The sequence below is a fragment of the Roseovarius sp. CH_XMU1461 genome (assembly GCF_037027165.1).
GTDB classification, from domain to species: Bacteria; Pseudomonadota; Alphaproteobacteria; order Rhodobacterales; family Rhodobacteraceae; genus Roseovarius; species Roseovarius nubinhibens.
In genome coordinates this window covers 736,310-758,297 of sequence record NZ_JAYMDV010000003.1, presented here as the reverse complement: position 1 = coordinate 758,297, position 21,988 = coordinate 736,310, and the positions used below count along the sequence as shown (strand labels likewise).

Here is a 21,988-nt window from a genome sequence, read left to right as displayed (position 1 = left end):
GAACATTCGCGTGCAAAAATAGCAGCTTAGCAGGTATTAACATCTGCGGCTGGGTAAGATAAGGGTTCGAGTCCTTCCGGGATCGCCAAGTGACGCCCTGTGCGTTGGGTTGCTGTCACATTTGCCTCTGCTAGTGCCAGAATAGGTTGAGATAGGGGCGCTCCATATCTTCTGCACGCTTCTGAAGCTGGGCGGCCAAGGGCATGTATTTGGCCGGGTTCATCCACTCATGGGTCTCGACAAAGATACAGTCGATCCGGCCCAGGACCGGATGATCGAGCAGCGCTTGGAGAAGGTCCCACTCCGCCCCTTCGATGTCCATTTTGATCAGCCTGACATTACGATTCAAACCTGCCAGAAACTTGGGGAAATCGACGACCTCGACCTCAACGGTATTTTCAAGGTCCATCGCGGCATCTTGTCGGACGAGAGAGGAAGCTTCGGAGAACCTGTCGAAATCCTCATGCAGCCGTTTCGAGCGTTTGAGAGGCAGGTGATCATACCTATGACCAGCCGCCTTTTGTACGAGGGTAACATTTGCTCCGACGCCGACATTGGTCTCAAGCATCGCGAAGGTGTCAGGATCGGGCTCGAAAGCGATGACATCGGCGCCGGTTCCTGCAAGCTGCAGTGTGACGACGCCGAGATTTGCCCCAAGATCGATGCACAGGTCGCCCGGCCCGAGATCGTCGACCAGCAATTGCCAAGCCTGCGCATTGCGATATCGGTATCGGCGTTTTAATTTTCGATAGCAAATATACCCGAGTTTTCCCGGAAGGTTTTGACCAATTGATAAGAGGCTCTCAAACAATCCGGACGGATTCTGAGCCTCCATGCTAAGTTTAAGCTGCGACATGCATACACTACCACGTTACACTAAATACTTGTTACCAGTGGCTAACCATACATCCGGGCATCCAAATAGCAATCACGCAAAGCGGCGGCTCATTGATGTAAAGGAGGCCCTGCCTTTGTGCTGTTTGTGTGTTGTTCGGAGTTGCGGCTGTTGCTTCACGGCTCTCCGATGAAATACTGGCTCTCTGACGCGATAAAGCAGGTTTCGCGTGTCAGGCGGGGAAAGCCCTTGCCCGGAGATTTGAGGTGCTGGGGCGTGATCCCCTCTGCGCAGGGCGGGATCTGAGCGGGGCGGTAGCCCAGATCGGCCATACACTGGTTCTTGGCGGCTCGTCGCAGGCCCGCATTCGCATCGTAGGAATAGGTGTTGCCGCCATAGATGACCGGCGGGGTGATGCTGCACCGCGTTTGCCCGCCGACCTGACGGCAATAGCTGCGTCCAGGGACGGCATAGGTCGGGGTGGTGCGGATCTGGGTGTTCTGCGGCACCCGTTGCGTGGCCTCGATCGTGCAGTTGAGATCATCGCGCTTGATCGTCTCGGGCGTCGCACCCGCCTTGTAGGCCGCAAAGCCAAGCGGTTTGCCCGCCTGATAGAGCTGGCCGGGGCTTTGATCGACGGTACAGCCAACCAGCGTCAGCACCGCGCCGCAACACCAAGCTATCGCCTTGAGCCGCATCTCCACCACTCCTCACCAAGGGACCGTTCACAGCATAGGGAATTAGAGAGCGATCACTGACCGATTACAAGGGCGTGCGGATATCGACGGTGAAACCGGCCAGAGATTGCCCCGGAGATTGCCCCGGCGCGGGGATCGTGCCAGACAGGCGCAGGACCCTGCCCCGAAGATGCCCAAGAGATCACCGCCATGACACGTGACACAGCCACACTCACCCCGCCTGCCGAACCGCTCACCGGGGCGGTGACTTTGCCGGGGTCGAAGTCAGTGACCAACCGGGCGCTTCTGGTGGCGGCGCTGGCACAGGGCACGAGCACGCTCACCGGGCTTTTGCGCAGCGACGACACGCGCCACATGATGACCGCGCTGCGGCAAATGGGGGTGGAGATCGAGGAGCTGAGCGAGACCTCGTTGCGGATCACCGGGCAGGGCGGTTTACGCCAGCCCGACGCCCCGCTTTTCCTTGGGAATGCGGGCACGGCGGTGCGGTTTCTCACGGCGGCGGTGGCGCTTGTCGACGGGCCGGTGACGATCACCGGCGACGAACATATGCAGAAACGCCCGATTGCGCCCCTGATCGACACGCTGGTGAGCCTCGGGGTGGCGGCCAAGGCACCCACCGGCTGCCCCCCGGTCGAGATCATGGGCACGGGCGCGTTTCGCACCGGCGATGTCACGGTGAGCGGCGCGCTGTCGAGCCAATATATTTCGGCCATCATGATCCTTGCGGCCATGGCCAAGGACGAGACCCGCATTCACATCGAGGGCGGCAAGATTGGCGCTGTGGGCTATTTGCAGATCACCGCCGCCGTGATGCGCGCCTTTGGCGCCGAGGTGAGCTTTCCGGCCGAGAACAGGATCGTCATCCAGCCGGGCGGCTATCGCGCGGCCGATTACGCGATCGAGCCCGACGCCAGCGCGGCGACCTATCTTTGGGCGGCGGAGGTGCTGACCGGGGGCGAGATCGACACCGGGGCCGAGCCCGCGTCGATGAACCAGCCCGATGCAGCGGCCCACGCCCTGATCGCGGCCTTTCCCGATATGCCGGCTGAGATCGAGGGATCACAGATGCAGGACGCGATCCCGACACTGGCGGTTCTGGCTGCGTTCAACACGCGCCCGGTGCGGTTCACCGGGATTGCCAATCTGCGCGTGAAGGAATGCGACCGGGTCGAGGCGCTGCGCGATGGACTAACCCGCATTCGCGCCGATTTGGCCACGGTGGAGGGGGACGATCTGATCGTTCATGCCGACCCCGCCCTTTCGGGACAGACGCAGCCTGCGCGCATCGACAGCTATGCCGACCACCGCATTGCCATGTGCTTTGCGCTGGCCGGGCTGCGCATCCATGGGATCACCATCGAAGACCCGGATTGCGTGTCCAAGACCTTTCCGAACTATTGGGCGGTGTTGGCTGGCCTCGGGGTCGAGATCGCCTTCACCTGACACGCGTCGTCACGGACGGCGCAGCGTATCCCCATAGCTGATCGTCGGTTCCAGGACGATGCGCTCGGGCTCGGTCCGGTCCGGGTTTTCGACCCGGCGCGCGATGATCTCGGCGGCCTTGATGCCGATTTCCTTGCGGCAGGCATCCATGGTCGCCAATTCACGCGGAAGCCCTTTGAGCAGGCTCACCCCGTTGAACCCGGCAAGCCCCATCTGCCCCGGAATGTCGACGCCCTGCTCGAGCAGGTAGAGAAGCCCGCCCGCGCCGATCAGATCGTTGGAATAGTAGAGGAAATCCAGCTCCGGCTCGCGTTCGAGCATGGCCTGGGTCATCTCGCGTCCCTTGGCGAGGGCGGAGCCGCCGGAATAAAATTCGCGGTCCATGATCTCGACGCCCTTCTTGGCGAGCGCCTCGGTAAACCCTTCGAACCGCTTTCTGGCCCGATGGTCGCGCGGCATCTTGGTGCCGAGAAAGCCGATATTCTGATAGCCGCCCTTGAGGATCGCCTCGGCCATCTTCTGCCCGGCGCGGCGATGCGAAATGCCCACCACCGAATCCACCGGCGTGCCATCCACATCCATGATCTCGACCACCGGGATGCCCGATGCCTTGAGCATGGCCTGCGAGGCCTCGGAATGTTCGAGCCCGGCGATGATCACGCCCGACGGCCGCCAGGAGAGCATCTCGTAGAGAACCTTTTCCTCTTTTTCGCGGCTGTAATCCGTCAGTCCGACGACGGGCTGCAAAGGCGTGTCGTCGAGCGCCTGGCTGATCCCGGTCATCACCTCGGGAAAGACCATGTTCGACATCGACGGGATGATCACCGCGACAAGATTGACCCGCTGGCTGGCCAGTGCGCCGGCAATCTTGTTGGGCACATAGCCAAGCTCCTTGGCCTTCTCCAGCACCCGTTCGCGGGTGGCGGCAGAGACATCGCCGCGATTGCGCAGCACCCGGCTTACCGTCATCTCGGAGACGCCAGAGGCCTCGGATACATCGCGCAGGGTGAGCGGGCGGTTGTCTGATCGGGCCAAGGCAGTCACCTTTCTGGAAATGCTTGGAAAATGTTATCGCGAACGGTGGCTGTGGATCAAGCGTCACAGAGAGCCGCGATAGTGGTCAATCGCCCGGTGACATTCTCGCCACGCCCGGCTATGGATCGGGACAACGGCCCCGTGGCTCAACTGGATAGAGCAGCCCCCTCCTAAGGGGCAGGTTGCAGGTTCGAATCCTGCCGGGGTCACCATATTCACCCAATTTCACCAAATGCCGATCCTCGCCGCGCAGTCTTGGCGCAATCCTTGATCGATTGCCGCGGCCCAAACGCAAACGCGGCGCCCGAGGGGCGCCGCGTTCTCACTGTCCCAATGAGGGAAGCGCGGGTGGGGCTTATTCTTCGCCGCCTTCTGCCGCGTCTTCAGCCACTTCGGTGGCTTCTGTGCTTTCTTCTGCATCATCCTCTTCGTCTTCCTGCGATTTCAGGCTCGACGGAGCCGAAACGTTGCAGATCACGAAGTCACGTTCGATGGTCGGCTTGGCGCCTTTCGGCAGGTCGATCATCGAGATGGTGATGGTGTCGCCGATGTTCTCGATCTTGGTCAGGTCGACTTCGATCGCGTCGGGGATATCGCCGGCGGTCACGATCAGTTCGATCTCGTTCCGCACCGTGGTCAGCACACCGCCTTTTTTGATCGCGGGGCACTCTTCTTCGTTGGTGAAGTCCAGCGGAATGAAGAGGTTGATCTTGGTGGTGCGGCGCAGGCGCATCAGGTCGAGGTGCGTCGGCAGGTCTTTGACCACGTCGCGCTGCACGTCGCGGCAGATCACGCGGACGTCTTCTTGGCCTTCAACCTTGAGGTTGAACAGGGTCGACTTGAAGCGGCCGGCCTTGAGACGCTTGAACAGCTCGTTGAACGGGATGTTGATCGGCAGGGGCTCTGCGTCGCCACCGAAAACGATACCCGGAACCATGCCTTCGCGGCGTGCTGCACGAGCGGCGCCCTTGCCCGTCCCCGTGCGTTCCTGGGCGTGAAGATCAGGAATTGATCCAGCCATGTGTATTCTCCATCTACATAGGGCGGGACTCCTCCAAGGCTGTAGTCCCGCGTGAAGCCGTGCCGATAGTCCAATTTACCCCTTTTGAAAAGGGATATTCCGCCTTGCGGGGGCAAATTGATCTGCGATCATCGCGCTTGGGCCGGAATGAGGCGTCGACACGCGGGGTGCAGCGCGCGGCAAGGCCGGGGCGAGGGGAGATGATTCGGATGTTTGATGTGGCGCTCTTGGGGGTGAAGGGTGGGCCTGCGATTGCGCCCGGCTCGAACATGCCGGCCTCGAACCTGTTGCGGATTGGCGAGCGGGTTATCCTTGTCGATGCGGGGCTCGGGGCGACGCGCGGCCTCTGCGATCAGGGCGTTCATCCGCGTGAAGTCGATACGATCCTCATCACCCATCTGCACAGCGATCATTACCTCGAACTGGGGCCATTTCTGCACACGGCTTGGGTTGGCGGGCTGACCCGCCCGGTCCGCGTGATCGGGCCACGGGGCCTTGGGGCCTATTGGGAGGGCTTTCTCGCCTCCATGAGCTTTGACATCGATCTTCGGATCGAAGACGAGGGGCGCTGTGATCTCGCAGCCTTGGCGCAGATCGAAGAGATGTCGGAAGGTCTGCTGCTTGACGATAGCGGGTTGCGTATCGACGCGCTGCGCAATCATCACCCTCCGATCACTGAGAGCTATGCCTTGCGGTTCGAGGCAATGGGCAAGCGCGCGGTGCTCTCGGGTGATACCGCCTATTTTGAGCCGTTGATCGCCTTTGCCGAAGGGGCCGATCTGTTGGTGCATGAGGCATTGCTCGAGGCGGGGGTTGATGCGCTCTGCGCCGGGCTGAACCTGACCGATGGGCGTCTCAAACGGCATTTGATGCAGAGCCATACCACCGCGCAGGAGGCCGGGCGCATTGCCAGCCTCGCCGGGGTTAATCATCTGGCGTTGACCCATTTCGTGCCGGGGGCCGACCCGTCCCTGACCCCCGCCCTTTGGGAGGCGGCCGTGCGCGAAACCTGGCAGGGACGGCTTAGCCTTGGGCGGGACGGGATGCGGATCGCCGTCTGAACTTGGTTTCGAGTCAGAGCCACTTGTCCGAGAAATCGCGCGGGATCATCAGGATGTCGCGATCCACGGTCTTGATGTCCCGGTGGCCGCAAAAGGCCATCGATACATCGAGCTCTTTGTGGATGACCTCAAGCGCGCGGGTCACCCCCGCCTCGCCCATCGCGCCCAGCCCATAGACAAAGGCCCGCCCGATATAGGTGCCCTTGGCCCCCATGGCGACGGCCTTGAGCACATCCTGACCCGAGCGGATGCCGCTGTCGAGATGAACCTCGATCCGGTCGCCCACCGCATCCATGATCCGGGGCAGGGCGCGAATGGCGCTCAGCGCCCCGTCGAGCTGCCGCCCGCCATGGTTCGAGACAATGATCGCATCGGCACCCACGTTCAGCGCCTCGAGCGCGTCGCGCTCGTCGATGATCCCCTTGATGATCAGCGGCCCGTCCCACATCTTGCGGAAGGTACGAATGCGGTCCCAATCAAGCGAAACGTCAAAGGCCTCGGCGGTCCAGGAACTCAGCGACGAGGGGTCGGTGACCCCTTTGGCATGGCCCACGATATTGCCGAAAAAGCGCCGCTTGGTGCCGAGCATCCCGAGCCCCCAATGCACCTTGGTCATCATGTTGGCCACGGATTTCGGCGTGAGTTTCGGCGGCGCTGAGAGGCCGTTCTTGATGTCCTTGTGGCGTTGCCCCAGCACTTGCAGATCGACGGTGATCATCGCGGCCGAACATTGCGCGGCCTTGGCCCGGTCAAAGAGACGCTGCATGAAATCGTCGTCCTTGAGCGTGTAGACCTGAAACCAGAAGGGCTTTTCCGTGTGTTCCGCCACATCCTCGATCGAACAGATGGACATGGTCGAGAGGGTGAAGGGCACGCCGAACGCCTCTGCCGCGCGGGCGGCCTTGATCTCGCCATCGGCGCATTGCATCCCCGTGAGCCCCACCGGCGCCAGAGCTACGGGCATCGACACATCCTGTCCGATCATCTGGGTCCGGGTCGTGCGGTTGCCCATGTCGACCGCGATCCGCTGCCGCAGCAGAAGCTCAGAGAAATCGGTTGTGTTGGCGCGAAAGGTCTGTTCCGTCCAGCTGCCGCTTTCGGCGTAATCATAAAACATCTTGGGCACGCGCCGGCGATAGATGCGTTTGAGATCGTCAATATTGGTGATCACCGGCATGGTCGGACCCTTCTGGCAAAATCTGGTTAGGTTTTGTTACCGGTTGGGGGCGGGGCGGTCAAACTCAGAAGACGATATTGAGCATGACCATCGACACGACGAGGAACAGCAGCGTCATGATCCCGCCCGAGCGGATGAAGTCGGTGACCTTATAGCCTGCAGGCCCCATGATCAGCGCGTTCACCTGATGGGTCGGGATGATAAAGCTGTTCGATGTCGATATCGCCACGGTGAGCGCAAAGACCGCCGGGTTGGCGCCCGAGGCCACGGCAATCGACACCGCAAGCGGCACCAGCAGCACCGTCGCACCGACATTCGACATGACCAGCGAAAATGCGGTGGCAAGGATGGCCACGCCCAATTGCAGCGACCAGATGGGCCAGCCGTCAAGCGCCACGAGAATCTGTTGGGCGATCCATTCGGCGGTGCCGGTGTTCTGCACCGCCTGACCCAAGGGGATCAGGCTCGCCAAGAGGAAAACCGTGTTCCAGCCCACCGCACGATAGGCCTCGTCGATGGACAGGACACGGCTCAGGATCATCCCCACGGCGCCGGTGAGCAGGCAGAGCGACAGCCGCACATCGGTAAACAGGATCATCGACAGCGACAGCAGGAAGAAGGTGAGCGCCCAGCCGACCTTGTGCGGGCGCAGCTCATCTTGGGGGAAATCGGCAGTGACCACGACGAAATCGCGATCCCGTTTGAGCCGCATCAGATTGTCCCAGCGGGTGTGCGCCACGAGCATGTCACCCGCCTGAAACGGCACGAGCCCGATGGCGGTCGGTTTGTGGTCGCCATATTCCACATGGCTGAGCGTATCTTCGCCGCGGTGGATCCCGAGCAGCGACAGCCCATAGGTTTTGCGCAGCAAGAGGTCTCGAGGGGATTTGCCGATGAGCTTACTATCGGGCGGGATCACCAGCTCGGCGATGCCGGCATTGGTGGGCGCAAACTCCTCTGCAAAGACGTCCAATTCAGGCCGGATGGTGAGCCCGTAACGTATGGCGAAATCGCGGACCACGGTTTCCTTGCCAATGATGGCGAGACGGCAGGGGGCGGCAATTTCGGCGGTAAGGATCTGCACCATCGAAACCTTGCCGCGATAGAATGTTGAGATGATGTAGAGATTGTTCCTGAGGTTTATATCCGCCAAGATCTCTCCCACCAGGGGGCTGAATTCAGGAACATCGACCTCGAACACCTGCGCCCTGAGCCCATAGACCCGTTCGAGATAATCCGAAGTGCCATGCCCGGCCCCAGCATCCGGTTTCGCACCCGACCCGGGCAGGACGTAACGGCCGAGAAAGAAGAAATAGGCAATGCCGGTCAGGATCAGCGCCGCGCCGATCGGGGTGACCGAAAAGAGGCCGAAAGGCGCCATCTGCTGATCCGCGGGCAGGCCCTTGTTGGCGGTGTCGATCAGATCGTTGAGCAGGATGAGCGGCGAGGAGCCAACCATCGTCATCGTCCCGCCGAGGATCGCACAAAACCCCATCGGCATCAAAAGACGCGACAGCGGGATGCCTGTGCGCGCCGAAATACGGCTGACCACCGGCAGGAAAAGCGCCGCCGCGCCTACGTTTTGCAGGAAGGAGGAGATGAAGCCCACCGTGCCCGACACGATGGGCATGACCCGGGTCTCGGAATTGCCGCCGCGCTTGAGGATCTGTGCCGCGACCTTGTTCATGATGCCGGTCTTGTCGAGCCCGGCCCCCACGATCATCACCGCGATGATAGAGATCACCGCGTTTGAGGCAAACCCATCAAAGAGCCGGTTCACATCGGCCAGATTGCCGAGACCGGGCACGTAACTCAGGATGCCGATGAGAACGAGAACAAGGATCGCCGCGAGATCGACGCGAATGATTTCCGTCACGAAGAGAAACACCGTGAACGCGAGCGCCGCCATGACGACGCCCATCTCGAGAGTGAACACAACCGGGTCCATACACACCTCCCACTTTACCGCTCCAGTCTGCGGGCAAAAGCGGCAGCGGTCAAATTTTTCGCAAGTGGGGGCGGCGCTTGGCGGACTGCTCGATTCCTTGAATAGCACTCGATTTCCAAAAATTGACGAGAGTGAAGGGGGATTCGGGCTATACTGATCGCGGGTGGACAAAGGAGCGGGCTGTGCCAGCGGAACTGGATCTGATGCTGCGGGGGGCAGTGATCAGCATTCCCTTGATGAAATTCTATCTTGTCTGGGCAAACCCGGCCACGCGCCGAAAATCCTGGTCATTGGGGGCACTCGCGCTCAGCCTTGCCGCGCATTTGGCGCTGGCCTCGGCGATCAGCGGCGACTGGCCCGAGCCTGCACGCCAAGCCACCGAGATGGTTACTGCTCTCCTGCCGCTGGTTCTCACATGGTTCGTCCTCGACGTGTTTCTCGACCGGCCCGAGCGCCGAGCGATTGCCGGCCCGGCCTTTGGTCTCGCGGGGATCGTGGCGCTGGCCTGTCTGTTCGATCTGGGGCCGTGGTATGTGCAGGCACTTCCCATGCTGCTGCTCTATGCCGGGCTGATCGCCGTGTTGATGCACAGCAGGCGCGGCGATCTGGTCGAAGGTCGGCGTGGGTTTCGGGTGATCTTTGCCAGTCTCATCCTCGTCTATGCCATCGGCTGGCGGATGATCGAGATCGTGCACCTGCCGGGGCTGCCGCCGCCTTGGATGGACACGGGCCATGTGGCGTTTCTCTTCGTGATGATGATGGTCTTTGCCGGGCGGGCGCTCGAACCCGGTCATGATCTTTGGGCAGAAGAGGCACTGCGCGACCCGGTGCCTGCCGCCGATGTGGCGGCGGCGGATGCCATGCTGGTCACACGGGTGCGGACAGCCATGGAGGGAGAGCTCTGGCGGCGCGAAGGGCTGACCATTGGCGGCATGGCAGAAGAGCTCGGCGTGCCGGAACATCGCTTGCGCAAGGCGATCAACCGCGATCTGGGGTATCGCAACTTCCCCGCCTTCGTGAATGGCTATCGGATCAATGCGGCCAAGGCGGCGCTGCTGGCGCCAGAAAACCTCGACAAGACGATCCTCGAGATTGCCTATGACTGCGGCTTTGCCTCGCTTGCCCCGTTCAACAAGGCGTTTCGCGCTCTGACCGGTCAGAGCCCTCGGGATTATCGGCGTGATAGGCTCGAGAATGACGGGGCGGTCCTCGCCTGATATAGAGGGCCTGAGTGAACCAGGGTCACGAGTGCGCGAGGGATAAGCCGATGAAGTCCATTGAAGCAGGATGTCTCGACATCCATTACCATGAGATTGGGCCAGAAACCGGCGATCCCGTCATTCTCTTGCACGGGTTTCCCTATGATGCGCGGGCCTATGATGAGGTGGCCGAGGCGCTCGCCGATCGCGGCTATCGCTGCTTTGTGCCCTATCTGCGCGGCTATGGTCCGACGCGGTTTCTGTCACCCGACCGGATGCGGTCCGGCCAGCAGGCGGCGATCGGTGTGGATTTGCTGGCCTTCATGGATGCGTTGGGGATCGAGCGGGCCTTGCTCGGCGGCTATGACTGGGGCGGGCGGGCGGCCTGTATTGTCGCCGCTCTCTGGCCCGAGCGGGTGCGCGGATTGGTCAGCTGTGGCCAAGGCTATAACATCCAGGACATTGCCAACGCCTGGCAGCCGGCCCCGGCCGAGGAAGAGGCGCGCTATTGGTATATCTATTATTTCCAGACCCGGCGCGGGCAGGAGGCCTTGATCCGCAACCGCGCCGAGCTTTGCCACCATATCTGGTCGATCTGGTCGCCGAGCTGGGAATTTGGAGCCAAGACATGGGAGGCGACCGCGCCGTCGTTCGACAATCCCGATTTCGTCGATATCGTGCTGCATTCCTATCGGCACCGTTTGGGCGATGTCCCGGGCGATCCGGTCTATGACGAGATCGAGGCGCGCTTGGCCAAACAGCCCAAGATCACCGTGCCCAGTGTCGTTCTGCTCGGCGGCGATGACGGGGTCGATCCACCGACAGAGGAGGACCGTAGCCGCGAAATGTTCACCGGGGCCTATGCGCGGCATATCCTGCAAGGTGTGGGCCACAACCTGCCGCAAGAAGCGCCAGAGGCCTTTGCCGCGGCGATTGAGGCGCTGGCTGACGCGACCTAGCGCGAAGGCGCTCGATTCTCGAAAATCCTGTGCGATTCTGAACAATGCGGCGCAATTTCGAAAGCGACGAGAGGCGGCAGGCGCCGCGCGGCTAAGACCCCCTATCAGATCATTTAGGGGAGAAACATTATGACGCGATTCGCATTTGTTCTTTTGAGCGCAGGTCTGGTGGGTGCCTCACCTGCTCAGGCATTCCTGACAGAGCCAAGCCTGCCGGTCATGTGGCCCGAAGGCTCGTTCATCGGTCCGGCAGGTGACGCGGTCACCCGCGACAACACCCTGTCGACGTCGGATCGGGGCACGGTGGCCAAGCCCGTGACCAAAGACCGCGACCGCTAAGGACGGTCCGCCCCCCCAAACGGCCCCTGCCGTCTTACTGAGCGATCAGCGCCTCGATCATGGCGCGGGCGCTGGGGCTGTCCCATTCGGCATCGCCTAGCATACGCGCGATCTCTCGCCCTTCTGGGTCGATCAGTACACTCACCGGAAGCCCCGCCACCCCCATGGCGCGGGCCACCACCTGTTTCGGGTCGCGGTGCAGCGGCAGGTTGTCGACACCGATCTCGGCAAAGAACGCCTTCATCGCAGGCGGCGGGTTGCGGCCCGTGGCGATGGTCAGCACTTCGAAATTCTCACCGCCATACTCGGATTGCAGCGCCGCCAGCATTGGCATTTCCTTGCGGCAGGGCGCACACCAGGTGGCCCAGAAATTCACCAGCAGATATTTTCCCTGATAATCGGCGAGCGTCGCCTCGCCGCCCTCTTCCGTGAGGAAGACCGCCTCGGGGACCGGCTTTGCCGCGCTGTGGAAGGTCAGCTTTTTCATCGAGCCGTCGAGCAGGGCTTGCATCTCAGCGGGCTCATGCCCCAACGGCGCGCCATCGACGGAGGCCGCGTCGCCCGCGCCGCGCAGGGCGAGGAATGCCACCGCTGCAATTGCACAGAGGCCAAGGGCGATATACAGGAGGGCGGAACGAGACATAGGCGAAAGTCCTCTTGGCGAAAGGTCCGATATTATGACGCAAAAGTCCTCGAACCAGATGTGGGGCGGCCGGTTTGCCGCCGGCCCTGATGCGATCATGGAGGCGATCAACGCCTCCATCGGGTTTGACAGGCGCATGGCGGCCCAGGACATTGCCGGATCGCGCGCCCATGCGGCGATGCTCGCCGCCGCTGGTATCGTCTCAGATAGCGATGCCGAAGCGATGAGGGAAGGGCTGCTCACCGTCTTGTCAGAAATCGAAAGCGGCGAGTTCAATTTCTCGACCGCGCTCGAAGATATCCACATGAATGTCGAGGCACGGCTCAAAGAGGTGATCGGTGCGCCCGCAGGCCGTTTGCACACGGGCCGAAGCCGCAACGATCAGGTCGCGACCGACTTCAAACTTTGGGTGCGCGATCAACTCGATGCGGTCGATGGTGCGCTTCAGGCGCTGATGCGTGCGCTTGTGTCGCAGGCCGAGGCGGGCGCCGATTGGGTGATGCCGGGCTTTACCCATCTGCAGACCGCCCAGCCGGTGACCTGGGGACATCACATGATGGCCTATGTCGAGATGTTCGGCCGCGATCTGGGCCGGGTGCGCGACGCGCGGGTGCGGATGAACGAATGCCCTCTGGGGGCAGCGGCGCTGGCGGGCACGTCCTTTCCCATCGACCGCGAGATGACCGCCCGCGATCTGGGCTTTGACCGGCCCTCGGCCAATTCGCTCGACGCGGTGAGCGACCGCGATTTCGCGCTCGAATTCCTCTCGGCGGCCTCGATCTGCGCCATGCATCTGAGCCGGATGGCCGAAGAGCTGGTGATCTGGTCCTCGGCGCAGTTCCGTTTCGTGACCCTGAGCGACCGGTTCTCGACCGGTTCGTCGATCATGCCGCAAAAGAAGAACCCCGACGCGGCAGAGCTTATCCGGGCCAAGATCGGGCGTATCTTCGGGGCCAATGTGGCGCTGATGACGGTGATGAAAGGCCTGCCCTTGGCCTATTCCAAGGACATGCAAGAAGACAAGGAACAGGTCTTTGACGCGGCCGACAACCTGATGCTGGCACTGGCGGCGATGGAAGGCATGGTCAAGGACATGAGCGCCAACCGCGAGAGCCTCGAAGCTGCGGCGGGCAGCGGGTTTTCCACCGCCACCGATTTGGCCGATTGGCTGGTGCGGGTGCTCGACATGCCGTTCCGCGATGCCCATCACGTCACCGGCGCGCTGGTGGCGATGGCCGAGGGCAAAGGCGTCGATCTGCCGGATCTGAGCCTTGCGGATATGCAATCGGTGCATTCGGACATCACCGGTGATATATTCGACGTGCTCGGGGTCCATAATTCGGTGGCCTCGCGGACAAGCTATGGCGGCACGGCCCCGGTGCGGGTGCGCGAACAGGCCGCCCGCTGGAAGGAGATACTGGGATGAGAGCGCTTGGCCTTCTGGCCCTGCTGACAAGCCTCGCAGCCTGCGGCGCGGATGGTGAACCCGTCCGCCCCGGCATCAACGCCACCATCGGCGTCGGCAGCGGTGGCGTGCATGGCGCCACCGAAGTCACGGCGAGCCGGGGCAACTGGTCCTTCGGTCTCGGCCTCGGGGGGCGATCTTAAATCGTGATCAATCCGGTTTGATTATTACGGATTGTTGCCCAATTTCGAACAAATTCACAGGCTACATTCTACCCAACCCCTAGAATGGCGCAGGAGTGAAAATGTCGGATACTGTACTGGAGGCAACTCTTCTCGAGAAAGCGAAGAAGCCCAAATCCCCCGCGGCTGAACTCATCGTAGAGGTGGCGCGCGAACATAAGGTGAGCCCGTTCCGGCAGATGCGCGAAATGCTGAGCCTGAATTTCGGGTCGACCAAGCTCAGTTTCGACGAATACTACAGCAATGGCGTTTACCACCCAGATTTGAACTCTGCGCAGAAGCGTCAATTTGTTGGCGAGAAGGGCAGCTATAAGCTCAACTGCCGCCTCTCGCCGCTGAAAATGACCCTGCGTGCGCGAAGCCTAATCAGCGACAAGGTCCTCTATTCCGCGCTCATTAAATCTCTTGGGTTCTCCACGACGCGCACGCAAGCCGCCCTGTCAAAGCACCGGTCACATGGGAATATCACCACTTTGCGCAGCGCGCAGGATTTGTCCGCATTCCTGCGACAGGAAGCACGCTATCCGCTCTTCGTGAAACCCACAGTCGGGTCTGGCAGCGTCGGGTCGGCCCTCATCACCTCTTATGATGAAGGCCGCGACGAAATCATCATGGCGAATGGCAGCCAGGCGCCTGTCTCAGATTTTGCCGAGACGGTCGCAAAAGACTATGGCTCCGGCTTTTTGCTGCAGGACGCGGTGGCTCAGCACCCTGACCTGTCCGCTGTGATCGGTCAGGCCGTGGGCACGCTTCGCATTGCAACGGTTTTCGCCGAGGATGGCGCACCTCATGTGCTTTATGCCTTGTGGAAAATCCCGTCGCCTGACGCGATGTCGGACAATTACTGGCAAAGCGGCAGCATGATCGCCGAGCTCGATGCGACGACCGGCGAAATCCAGCAATGTCGTCGCGGCGCCGGGCCGTCGCGCGAAGAAGTGCTGACCCATCCGGTCAGTGGGCGTGCCTTTCGGGGGTTGAAGATCCCCCACTGGGACAAGGTGATCGAGATCACAACCCAGGCGCATCAGCTGTATCCCAATTTCGGGGTTTTCGGCTGGGACATCGCCGTGACCGAAGAGGGCCCTCTGATCATCGAATGCAACGCCAACCCGCATCATATGCTCTATCAACTGGCGACCGGTCGAGGCATCTACAACGAAGATTTTGCCCCTGTTTTGGATCAGGTGATTGGCCGCTCAAAGCGCCTTCTCTCTGAACTGACTGCGGAGCGAAAAGAAGAGAGAAAGAAGCATTGAGCTCGACCTAGCTGACAAAGGGCAGGCCCGATCGCTTCGGCGCGGGCCTGCCGTTTTCCATTGATCCGCCACGGGTTTCGCCGTAATCGCGAGCCTATGGATCATTTTCTCTATCGCGACGGCGAGCTTTACGCCGAAGATGTCCCGGTGCCCGAGATTGCGGCGGCCGTGGGCACGCCTTTCTATGTCTATTCCACTGCGACGCTGGAACGGCATTTCCGTCTGTTCGACGAGGCGCTGGAGGGGGTCGACCATCTCGTCTGCTATGCGATGAAGGCGGCGAGCAATCAGGCCATTCTCAAGACATTGGCGCGGCTCGGGGCCGGGATGGATGTGGTGTCGGGCGGCGAATATGCCCGCGCGATTGCCGCAGGGGTGCCGGGCGACAGGATCGTCTTTTCCGGCGTCGGCAAGACCCGAGACGAGATGCGTGCCGCACTGACCGGTGGCATCCGACAGTTCAACGTCGAAAGCGAGCCGGAGATGGCGGCGCTCAACCAGGTGGCGCTCGAGCTTGGGACACGGGCGCCGATCACCGTGCGGGTCAATCCGGATGTGGATGCCAAGACCCATGCCAAGATTGCCACCGGCAAGAGCGAGAACAAATTCGGCATCCCGATTGCCCGCGCCCGCGACGTCTATGCCCAGGCGGCCGCGATGCCGGGGCTCGAAGTCATTGGGATCGACGTGCATATCGGCAGCCAGCTTACCGATCTCGAGCCCTTCCGCCTTGCCTATCGCAAGGTGGCCGAACTGACTGAGACCCTGCGCGCCGAAGGCCATGATATCCGGCGGCTCGACCTTGGTGGCGGGCTCGGCATTCCCTATGCGCGGGGCAATGAGGCACCGCCGCTGCCGGTGGAATATGGCAAGATGATCAAGGAAGAGTTGGGCCATCTCGGCTGTGAGATCGAGATTGAGCCGGGCCGTCTTGTGGCCGGGAACGCAGGGCTGATGGTGAGCCGGGTGATCTATGTGAAATCCGGCGAGGATCGCGAATTCCTCATCCTCGATGGCGCGATGAACGATCTGATCCGCCCTGCCATGTATGACGCGCATCACGATATCGTGCCGGTGATCGAGCCTCAGGCCGGCGCTGAACAGCGCCCCTATGACGTGGTCGGACCAGTCTGTGAGAGCGGCGATACCTTTGCCAAGGGGCGCAACCTGCCGGTGCTGAACGCCGGGGATCTCGTGGCCTTTCGCAGTGCCGGGGCCTATGGCGCGGTGATGTCGAGCGAATATAACACCCGGCCCCTCATCCCCGAAGTTCTGGTCCATGGGCATCAATTCGCCGTCATTCGGGCTCGTCCGAGCTTTGACGAGATGATAAATCGCGATACCATCCCCGAATGGTTGTGACGCGATGGTCGCGTCACGCCGCGACCGTCGAGGACATATGCCGGATCTGCCCGAGACCGTGACGCGCCGCCTGCGGCTTCCCCTTGCCCTGACATGGGTGGGGATGCTGGCCGAGCGCGTGGCGCGGTGTTTCTGGCCCCTATGGTGCCTCTGCGCGGCTCTTCTGGGCGGTCTGATGCTTGGGCTGCAGGACGCGCTGCCTTTGGAATTTCTCTGGGTCTTGCTGGTGGGATCGGCTTTGGCGGCGTTGGGCTTGGCCGCTTGGGGCGCATGGCGGTTTCGCTGGCCCCGCCGGGGCGAGGCCCTGGCGCGGATGGATGCGATGCTCCCACAGCGCCCGCTGGCGGCGCTGGCCGATCGGCAGGCGGTGGGGCGGGGGGATGCGGCGTCCGAGGCGCTCTGGGCCCGGCATCAGAGCCGGATGCAAGAGGCTGCGGCGGGCGCGCGGGCCGTGCAGCCCGATCTGCGCCTGTCGCGCCGCGATCCCCATGGGCTGCGCTATATCACGCTGTTGATCCTCGCGGTGGCGATGCTCTTTGGCTCGGCCTGGCGGATCGGCGATGTGCGTGATCTGCGCGGCACGGGCGCGGCGCTGGCGCAGGGACCGGTCTGGGAAGGCTGGATCGAGCCGCCCGCCTATACCGGCCTGCCGAGCCTCTATCTCGCCGATCAGGCCGAGGCCTTTGAGGTGCCCGAGGGTAGCCGGATCACCCTGCGGTTCTATGGCGAGCTTGGCGCGCTGAGCCTTGCCGAAACCGTCTCGGGCCGGACCGAGGACCTTGGCGCGGCGACCGATGCGGAGCAGAGTTTCGCGCTGACCCAGAGCGGCGAGCTGCGCATTGACGGGCCGGGCGGCAAGGGCTGGGTCGTGGCCGTGCGCCCCGATCTCGCCCCGCAAATCGCATTGATCCCCGAAGAGGGCCGGACGAGCTTTGACGGCCAAATGAAACAGGTTTTCAAGGCGGTAGACGATTATGGCGTGACCGGTGGTCAGGCGATCATCCGCCTCGATATGGACGCGGTCGAGCGGCGCTATGGTCTCGCGACAGCACCCGAGGCGCGCGAGCCGATCGAGCTTACCCTGCCGCTGCCTATCGCGGGTGACCGGGCCGAGTTTTCCGAGACGCTGGTCGAGAACCTGTCACAGCACCCTTGGGCGCATCTGCCGGTCACGATGACCCTCGAGGCCGAGGATGCGGCGGGGCAGACAGGCCAGAGCGCGGCATATGAGATGCCCTTGCCGGCGCGGCGGTTCTTTGATCCGGTGGCGGCGGCGGTGATCGAGCTGCGGCGCGATCTGCTCTGGTCGCGGGACAATGGCCGTCGCGTGGCGCAGGTGATCCGGGCCATATCCCATGCGCCGGAGGACAAGCTGTTCCGCCCGGCCTCGGCCTATCTGCGGCTGCGGTTCATCCTGCGGCGGCTGGAGACGGCGATGGAAAGCGGCACCTTTACCGCCGAGCGGCGCGACCAGATTGCCGAGGCGATGTGGGAGCTTGCCGTGCTCATCGAGGATGGCGATATCGGCGATGCCTTGGCGCGGATGCAGCAGGCGCAGGAACGGCTCAGCGAGGCGATGCGCAACGGGGCCAGCGAGGACGAGATTGCCGAGCTCATGCAGGAGCTGCGCGACGCCACGCAGGACTATCTCCGGCAGAAGATGCAGCAGGCCCAGCGCGACGAGGATCAGGGGCTCGACAGCCCGCAGCAGGACCGCAATGCGATGGAGCTGAGCCAGCAGGATCTACAGGATATGATGGACCGTATCCAGGAGCTGATGGAGCAGGGTCGCATGGCCGAGGCGCAGCAGGCTTTGCAGGAATTCCAAGAGCTTATGGAAAATCTCCAGATGGCCGAACGCGGTCAGGGCGGGTCCGAGGGACAGGAGGCCATGGAGGGTCTGGCGGACACGTTGAGAGAGCAGCAGGGGCTGTCGGATCAGGCGTTTCGGGACCTTCAGGAACAGTTCAATCCGGGGGCCAATAGTGGCCAATCGGGGCAGAATGAAGGGCGCAGTGGCGGCGAGGGGCGCGGTCAGTCCCATGAGGGCCAAGGTGGCCGGGGCGAGGGCAGCGGTCAGACGCCGGGCAGCCAGCAGGGGCAGGGCGAAGGCCAGCCCTCGGGCGAGAGCAATCTGGCCGAACGGCAAGAGGCGCTGCGCCGTGAGCTGGAGCGTCAACGCGGCAACCTGCCGGGCGGCGGATCGGCGGCGGATGAGGCCACGCGCGAAGCGCTCGACCGCGCGGGTGACGCCATGGAAGGGGCGGAAAACGCCTTGCGCAACAACGACTTGGCCGGGGCCATAGATCAGCAATCGCAGGCCATGGAGGCGCTGCGCGAAGGCATGCGCAGCCTCGGCGAGGCGATGGCGGAACGGCAGAACCAACAGCCCGGCGGGCAGGGCGAAACCGAGGGCGCGGCGGGGCAGCAACGGGCCGATCCGCTTGGCCGCGAGCCGGGATTTGGCCGCCATACCGGGACCCAGGACAATCTGCTTCAGGGCGAGGATGTCTATCGCCGGGCCCGCGAATTGCTCGATGAAATCCGCCGCAGATCGGGCGAGGGCGACCGTCCCGAGATTGAGCGGAATTATCTAGAAAGACTTCTCGACCGGTTCTGAGGTGCAAATTCGCACATCGGTAAGACGTCGGTATTGCGTTGGTAAGACGACAGTGCGTGTTACAGCGCAATCAAAATCGTCTCATTGACCGGCTCAGGCGATAAGATTGAAAGCCTTAGTTCGTCCACTGCCTGGATCAAAAAAATTGTGAACATAGCGCATGAGGCGGTGAGAACGAGTATGCGCGCCAGTCGGTAACAGTTCCGGCGTCGCAGCAATGCCGCTTCGACCGTGTCCCGCAGGTGACCGAAAATTTGATCCGCTTCTTCTTTGACGCGACGGTAGGAGTGAATTGTGCCCCGGCGAAGAAAAAGAGGATGTTCTTCGGATCCCGTAGTCAAGAATTCAGCGCGATCCGCCTCTGGCAGCGGCCCGTCTGCGTCGGCCACAGGTCCCATCTCAAGCACAAAGCGGAAGAGCGCGAACTCGGCTGCATCGCACGTGCGGCCCATCTGTGACAAGGTCGGCGGCAGGCCGGTGTCGCCCCTCGGGCTTGTGACCGTTCTGGTGTAAAGGCGGATGAACTGCTCTATCCGCGCTTCCTGTTCTATTTCGCCTGTGTCGGAGGCAAAAAATTCTTCGAACTTGGCTATTTTTCTATCGGTCAACAGGCGCTCAGGATCGGCGCGGATGGCGGATAAGGGCAGCAGCAAGAGCGTGGACGCGGATACGCATAACAGTCCGAAAAACGCCAGAAATGAGAGCAGGCCCGATTTCTGTGCACTCTCGCCCTCAGAGAGGGGCAAACCGTAATCAAGATGCAGGAATACGGTGTCGTCTATGAAAAGAAGAAGGAAGGCTGCTAGCATGAGAGAGGCAGCGGTAAGCAGTCCTTGGGCCTTGCCGTCGAGCATCGCGAACATATCGGCATAACGCGGCCAGAAACGTAACTCGGCAAAGTAATGGTGACGATAACGAAACACACTCATTCACCTATGATGCGAGAGGATTGCGCTGATAGCAAGCTTGCGACCGGGAGACCCTACACCGTAAACCGTTTCGCCAGATGATCGGTGTCGCCCATGCTCGCCAGGCGGAGTTCGCGGACGAGGCGCAGGGTTGGTTTGAGGCAGAAAAAGCCCGAGCCGGCCACGAAGAGCCAGCGCGCGACGCCGTGCCAATCGTCATACATGAACATCACCGAGCCGATCAGAAAGCAGATGGCCGCGAGAAAGGCGATCACCGTATCGGCGATTTCAAAGGCCGCATAGGTGCGGCGCGAGCGTTCGGATTTCGTCCGGTTGCGATGGGTGAACAGGCTCATCTCGATCCCTCCGTGTCTATGTCCTCATGTGGGTCAATGAGGGGACCGGGGGGTGAGTTCCATTTCGGGCCGCTTTGCGGTGCCTTGAGGGGGGATGGCCTAAAGGCGCTCCCACGCCGGGTTGCGATAGGTGCCGAGGAAGAGATCGGGCACATCGCCCTTGAAGGTGACGGTGGAGGGGTAAGGGTCAGACAGTTTTGGGTTGCGCATGCTTGCCTCCATCAGCCAGAAAATCATCATCACGACCGCGTCACGCCGCGCGTCTGTCCAGACCGGCATTTCAAATCCGGGCTCGGGGATGAATTGGCAGAAATACTCTTGGCCGAAGTCACGCAGAAACGCCGAAATCGCTTCCAGCCTTTCATCTACTGTTAATTCGTTGCGCAAACTCCTAAGGCCGAGATGCGCTGCAACACGGCCGCGCAGTCCATTTTCACCCGTGATGCGCAGCCGGAGCAGCCATTCTTCGTCGGGCGGCGCATAGATAAGAAGCTCGCGGTTTTGACCTCTGTCCTCATACCGTAAGGTGGCATGAGTCGCGCGCACGCCGGTGCGGCGGTGGATCAGCCCGGTTGCCGCGTGATGTTTACCGACTTCCCTCCCGCCTTCCCAATAGTCCAACTCCGGCAGTTCCAAAGAGCCCCATTCGATCATCGCGGCGGTCCTCCTATGGTTGGGCGTGTCGTTTCAGACATCCTTCATCGGGTAATGCTTGGGCATTTTGAGACCGGCATCTTGAATGCGGGCAGCGAGCCTGTCTGAGAGAAGAAACCAAGGGGAGTGCAAATATTTCTCGCGCCAGATATGGTGCGAGCCGATGGCCGTGCGCGACATGGCGACGCCTTTCAGGTCGGCCCTCGATTTGCCTCTGATGCTATACCGAATATGATCCCCGATGCTTTTGTCCTCGGCATGGCCCGGATCGCACTCTTCGAGCCGAAAACAATTCAGATGGCTGTGAACCACCATTCCGAAATAGGGCACCGGGTAGGGCTTATCCTTGGGTTGGGTCAACTCGATGGGCCAGAATTGATGCACCCCCGGCTCCAGCTCTTCGATGATGTCTTTCAGCCGTTTATCGACAGCGGCAAGCCGGTTTTCGAGAGAGATTAATGAGCAAAGCTCTTTATAGGTTTTTTGCAAGCGAAACCGTTTTGGCCGCTCATGATCGGCGAGCCATCCCAGATCCTTTACAAATTTATCGCTGAACTTGGTCCAAGGGACGCCACCCATCCCGGAATTCAATTCATTCTGTTCGTCCTCGGTCAGGACCGAATAGAAATAATTCTCGATGGCTTCATCATATCCAATTGTGTCCGCATCAGGCGAGGCTGCCCCAAATGTGCTCGAACTCAACACTCCCCAGGTCATACACACCTCACAACTGACACCACACACACGCCCGGAACCGCCCGACCGCCGGGGTAGTTTAGCGGAATTTGGGCGTAACGAAAGCCTTTATGGGCTGACAGGCCTTC

At 61.7% G+C, this 21,988-nt stretch carries 21 protein-coding genes and 1 tRNA gene; 11 read left to right on the top strand and 11 right to left on the bottom strand.

The features are described 5' to 3' along the window. Positions 1–130: 130 nt before the first annotated feature. The gene (locus WA237_RS12835) at positions 131–856 is read right to left on the bottom strand and encodes an FkbM family methyltransferase (protein WP_336098068.1); all 726 of its coding nucleotides are present in this window, start codon (positions 854–856) and stop codon (positions 131–133) included. A gap of 155 nt (positions 857–1,011) precedes the next feature. Further along, positions 1,012–1,533 (bottom strand): hypothetical protein, encoded by a 522-nt coding sequence (locus tag WA237_RS12830; RefSeq protein WP_336098066.1) that lies wholly within the window; start codon positions 1,531–1,533, stop codon positions 1,012–1,014. Positions 1,534–1,722: 189 nt separating this feature from the next. Here WA237_RS12830 and aroA point away from each other — a divergent pair, with 189 nt between their 5' ends. After that, positions 1,723–2,979 (top strand): 3-phosphoshikimate 1-carboxyvinyltransferase, encoded by a 1,257-nt coding sequence (gene aroA / locus WA237_RS12825; RefSeq protein ID WP_336098064.1) that lies wholly within the window; start codon positions 1,723–1,725, stop codon positions 2,977–2,979. Between the two features lie 9 nt (positions 2,980–2,988). On the opposite strand, the gene WA237_RS12820 is transcribed toward aroA, so the two are convergent. Then, positions 2,989–4,014 (bottom strand): LacI family DNA-binding transcriptional regulator, encoded by a 1,026-nt coding sequence (locus tag WA237_RS12820; RefSeq protein ID WP_246557662.1) that lies wholly within the window; start codon positions 4,012–4,014, stop codon positions 2,989–2,991. 135 nt (positions 4,015–4,149) lie between these two features. On the opposite strand from WA237_RS12820, the gene WA237_RS12815 reads away from it, so the two are divergent. Then, positions 4,150–4,226 (top strand) — tRNA-Arg (locus WA237_RS12815). A gap of 143 nt (positions 4,227–4,369) precedes the next feature. Here the strand turns inward: WA237_RS12815 and WA237_RS12810 are convergent. After that, positions 4,370–5,035, bottom strand: coding sequence for a 50S ribosomal protein L25/general stress protein Ctc (locus WA237_RS12810; RefSeq protein ID WP_040617971.1), 666 nt, complete (start codon positions 5,033–5,035; stop codon positions 4,370–4,372). A gap of 200 nt (positions 5,036–5,235) precedes the next feature. Here WA237_RS12810 and WA237_RS12805 point away from each other — a divergent pair, with 200 nt between their 5' ends. After that, positions 5,236–6,096, top strand: a complete 861-nt coding sequence (locus WA237_RS12805; RefSeq protein ID WP_336098062.1) for an MBL fold metallo-hydrolase — start codon at positions 5,236–5,238, stop codon at positions 6,094–6,096. Between the two features lie 13 nt (positions 6,097–6,109). Here the strand turns inward: WA237_RS12805 and WA237_RS12800 are convergent, their stop codons facing one another. Both WA237_RS12800 and WA237_RS12795 read right to left on the bottom strand, forming a co-directional pair. Next, a complete protein-coding gene (locus tag WA237_RS12800) occupies positions 6,110–7,273 on the bottom strand; it encodes an alpha-hydroxy acid oxidase (RefSeq protein ID WP_336098061.1) in 1,164 nt (387 codons plus the stop codon). Between the two features lie 64 nt (positions 7,274–7,337). Then, positions 7,338–9,221 (bottom strand): SLC13 family permease, encoded by a 1,884-nt coding sequence (locus WA237_RS12795; protein ID WP_336098060.1) that lies wholly within the window; start codon positions 9,219–9,221, stop codon positions 7,338–7,340. A gap of 182 nt (positions 9,222–9,403) precedes the next feature. On the opposite strand from WA237_RS12795, the gene WA237_RS12790 reads away from it, so the two are divergent. The 3 genes from WA237_RS12790 (at position 9,404) to WA237_RS12780 (ending at position 11,718) form a co-directional block, all read left to right on the top strand. Beyond that, positions 9,404–10,438: a helix-turn-helix domain-containing protein gene (locus WA237_RS12790; RefSeq protein WP_336098059.1), complete on the top strand. Its 1,035-nt coding sequence runs from the start codon at positions 9,404–9,406 to the stop codon at positions 10,436–10,438. A 50-nt stretch (positions 10,439–10,488) separates the two neighbouring features. Further along, positions 10,489–11,379, top strand: coding sequence for an alpha/beta fold hydrolase (locus WA237_RS12785; protein WP_336098058.1), 891 nt, complete (start codon positions 10,489–10,491; stop codon positions 11,377–11,379). A gap of 129 nt (positions 11,380–11,508) precedes the next feature. Next, on the top strand, positions 11,509–11,718 hold the full coding sequence (locus WA237_RS12780; protein WP_336098057.1) for a hypothetical protein: 210 nt from the start codon (positions 11,509–11,511) through the stop codon (positions 11,716–11,718). A gap of 34 nt (positions 11,719–11,752) precedes the next feature. Here the strand turns inward: WA237_RS12780 and WA237_RS12775 are convergent, their stop codons facing one another. Continuing rightward, positions 11,753–12,361: a TlpA family protein disulfide reductase gene (locus WA237_RS12775; protein WP_336098056.1), complete on the bottom strand. Its 609-nt coding sequence runs from the start codon at positions 12,359–12,361 to the stop codon at positions 11,753–11,755. Between the two features lie 34 nt (positions 12,362–12,395). Here WA237_RS12775 and argH point away from each other — a divergent pair, with 34 nt between their 5' ends. The 5 genes from argH (at position 12,396) to WA237_RS12750 (ending at position 19,246) form a co-directional block, all read left to right on the top strand. Then, entirely contained in the window at positions 12,396–13,787 is a 1,392-nt protein-coding gene (argH, locus tag WA237_RS12770; RefSeq protein WP_040617972.1) for an argininosuccinate lyase, read from the top strand. Continuing rightward, positions 13,784–13,969, top strand: a complete 186-nt coding sequence (locus WA237_RS12765) for a hypothetical protein (protein ID WP_216016141.1) — start codon at positions 13,784–13,786, stop codon at positions 13,967–13,969. Before argH ends, WA237_RS12765 begins: the two co-directional genes overlap by 4 nt. Positions 13,970–14,070: 101 nt before the next feature. Beyond that, positions 14,071–15,264 (top strand): sugar-transfer associated ATP-grasp domain-containing protein, encoded by a 1,194-nt coding sequence (locus tag WA237_RS12760; protein WP_336098052.1) that lies wholly within the window; start codon positions 14,071–14,073, stop codon positions 15,262–15,264. Positions 15,265–15,360: 96 nt separating this feature from the next. Continuing rightward, positions 15,361–16,626, top strand: a complete 1,266-nt coding sequence (gene lysA, locus WA237_RS12755; protein ID WP_336098051.1) for a diaminopimelate decarboxylase — start codon at positions 15,361–15,363, stop codon at positions 16,624–16,626. Positions 16,627–16,663: 37 nt separating this feature from the next. Then, entirely contained in the window at positions 16,664–19,246 is a 2,583-nt protein-coding gene (locus WA237_RS12750) for a TIGR02302 family protein (protein WP_336098049.1), read from the top strand. A gap of 59 nt (positions 19,247–19,305) precedes the next feature. Here WA237_RS12750 and WA237_RS12745 read toward each other — a convergent pair whose 3' ends face one another. The 4 genes from WA237_RS12745 to WA237_RS12730 form a co-directional block, all read right to left on the bottom strand. Beyond that, positions 19,306–20,175 (bottom strand): hypothetical protein, encoded by an 870-nt coding sequence (locus tag WA237_RS12745; protein WP_336098048.1) that lies wholly within the window; start codon positions 20,173–20,175, stop codon positions 19,306–19,308. Between the two features lie 53 nt (positions 20,176–20,228). Further along, positions 20,229–20,510, bottom strand: coding sequence for a YrhK family protein (locus WA237_RS12740; protein WP_009813749.1), 282 nt, complete (start codon positions 20,508–20,510; stop codon positions 20,229–20,231). A 99-nt stretch (positions 20,511–20,609) separates the two neighbouring features. Continuing rightward, positions 20,610–21,164 (bottom strand): hypothetical protein, encoded by a 555-nt coding sequence (locus WA237_RS12735; RefSeq protein ID WP_336098046.1) that lies wholly within the window; start codon positions 21,162–21,164, stop codon positions 20,610–20,612. Between the two features lie 33 nt (positions 21,165–21,197). Beyond that, complete coding sequence (locus WA237_RS12730; protein WP_336098045.1) at positions 21,198–21,881, bottom strand: imm11 family protein; 684 nt, start codon at positions 21,879–21,881, stop codon at positions 21,198–21,200. Between the last annotated feature and the right edge of the window lie 107 nt (positions 21,882–21,988).

Excerpts from the sequence above, each read along its gene's own strand:
- WA237_RS12795 (WP_336098060.1), bottom strand. The coding sequence starts at position 9,221 with ATGGACCCGGTTGTGTTCACTCTCGAGATGGGCGTCGTCATGGCGGCG.
- WA237_RS12760 (WP_336098052.1), top strand. The coding sequence starts at position 14,071 with ATGTCGGATACTGTACTGGAGGCAACTCTTCTCGAGAAAGCGAAGAAG.
- aroA (WP_336098064.1), top strand. The coding sequence starts at position 1,723 with ATGACACGTGACACAGCCACACTCACCCCGCCTGCCGAACCGCTCACC.
- WA237_RS12730 (WP_336098045.1), bottom strand. The coding sequence starts at position 21,881 with ATGACCTGGGGAGTGTTGAGTTCGAGCACATTTGGGGCAGCCTCGCCT.
- WA237_RS12740 (WP_009813749.1), bottom strand. The coding sequence starts at position 20,510 with ATGAGCCTGTTCACCCATCGCAACCGGACGAAATCCGAACGCTCGCGC.
- WA237_RS12765 (WP_216016141.1), top strand. The coding sequence starts at position 13,784 with ATGAGAGCGCTTGGCCTTCTGGCCCTGCTGACAAGCCTCGCAGCCTGC.
- argH (WP_040617972.1), top strand. The coding sequence starts at position 12,396 with ATGACGCAAAAGTCCTCGAACCAGATGTGGGGCGGCCGGTTTGCCGCC.
- WA237_RS12775 (WP_336098056.1), bottom strand. The coding sequence starts at position 12,361 with ATGTCTCGTTCCGCCCTCCTGTATATCGCCCTTGGCCTCTGTGCAATT.
- WA237_RS12780 (WP_336098057.1), top strand. The coding sequence starts at position 11,509 with ATGACGCGATTCGCATTTGTTCTTTTGAGCGCAGGTCTGGTGGGTGCC.
- WA237_RS12805 (WP_336098062.1), top strand. The coding sequence starts at position 5,236 with ATGATTCGGATGTTTGATGTGGCGCTCTTGGGGGTGAAGGGTGGGCCT.
- WA237_RS12810 (WP_040617971.1), bottom strand. The coding sequence starts at position 5,035 with ATGGCTGGATCAATTCCTGATCTTCACGCCCAGGAACGCACGGGGACG.
- lysA (WP_336098051.1), top strand. The coding sequence starts at position 15,361 with ATGGATCATTTTCTCTATCGCGACGGCGAGCTTTACGCCGAAGATGTC.
- WA237_RS12785 (WP_336098058.1), top strand. The coding sequence starts at position 10,489 with ATGAAGTCCATTGAAGCAGGATGTCTCGACATCCATTACCATGAGATT.
- WA237_RS12800 (WP_336098061.1), bottom strand. The coding sequence starts at position 7,273 with ATGCCGGTGATCACCAATATTGACGATCTCAAACGCATCTATCGCCGG.
- WA237_RS12835 (WP_336098068.1), bottom strand. The coding sequence starts at position 856 with ATGTCGCAGCTTAAACTTAGCATGGAGGCTCAGAATCCGTCCGGATTG.
- WA237_RS12745 (WP_336098048.1), bottom strand. The coding sequence starts at position 20,175 with ATGAGTGTGTTTCGTTATCGTCACCATTACTTTGCCGAGTTACGTTTC.
- WA237_RS12750 (WP_336098049.1), top strand. The coding sequence starts at position 16,664 with ATGCCGGATCTGCCCGAGACCGTGACGCGCCGCCTGCGGCTTCCCCTT.
- WA237_RS12830 (WP_336098066.1), bottom strand. The coding sequence starts at position 1,533 with ATGCGGCTCAAGGCGATAGCTTGGTGTTGCGGCGCGGTGCTGACGCTG.
- WA237_RS12735 (WP_336098046.1), bottom strand. The coding sequence starts at position 21,164 with ATGATCGAATGGGGCTCTTTGGAACTGCCGGAGTTGGACTATTGGGAA.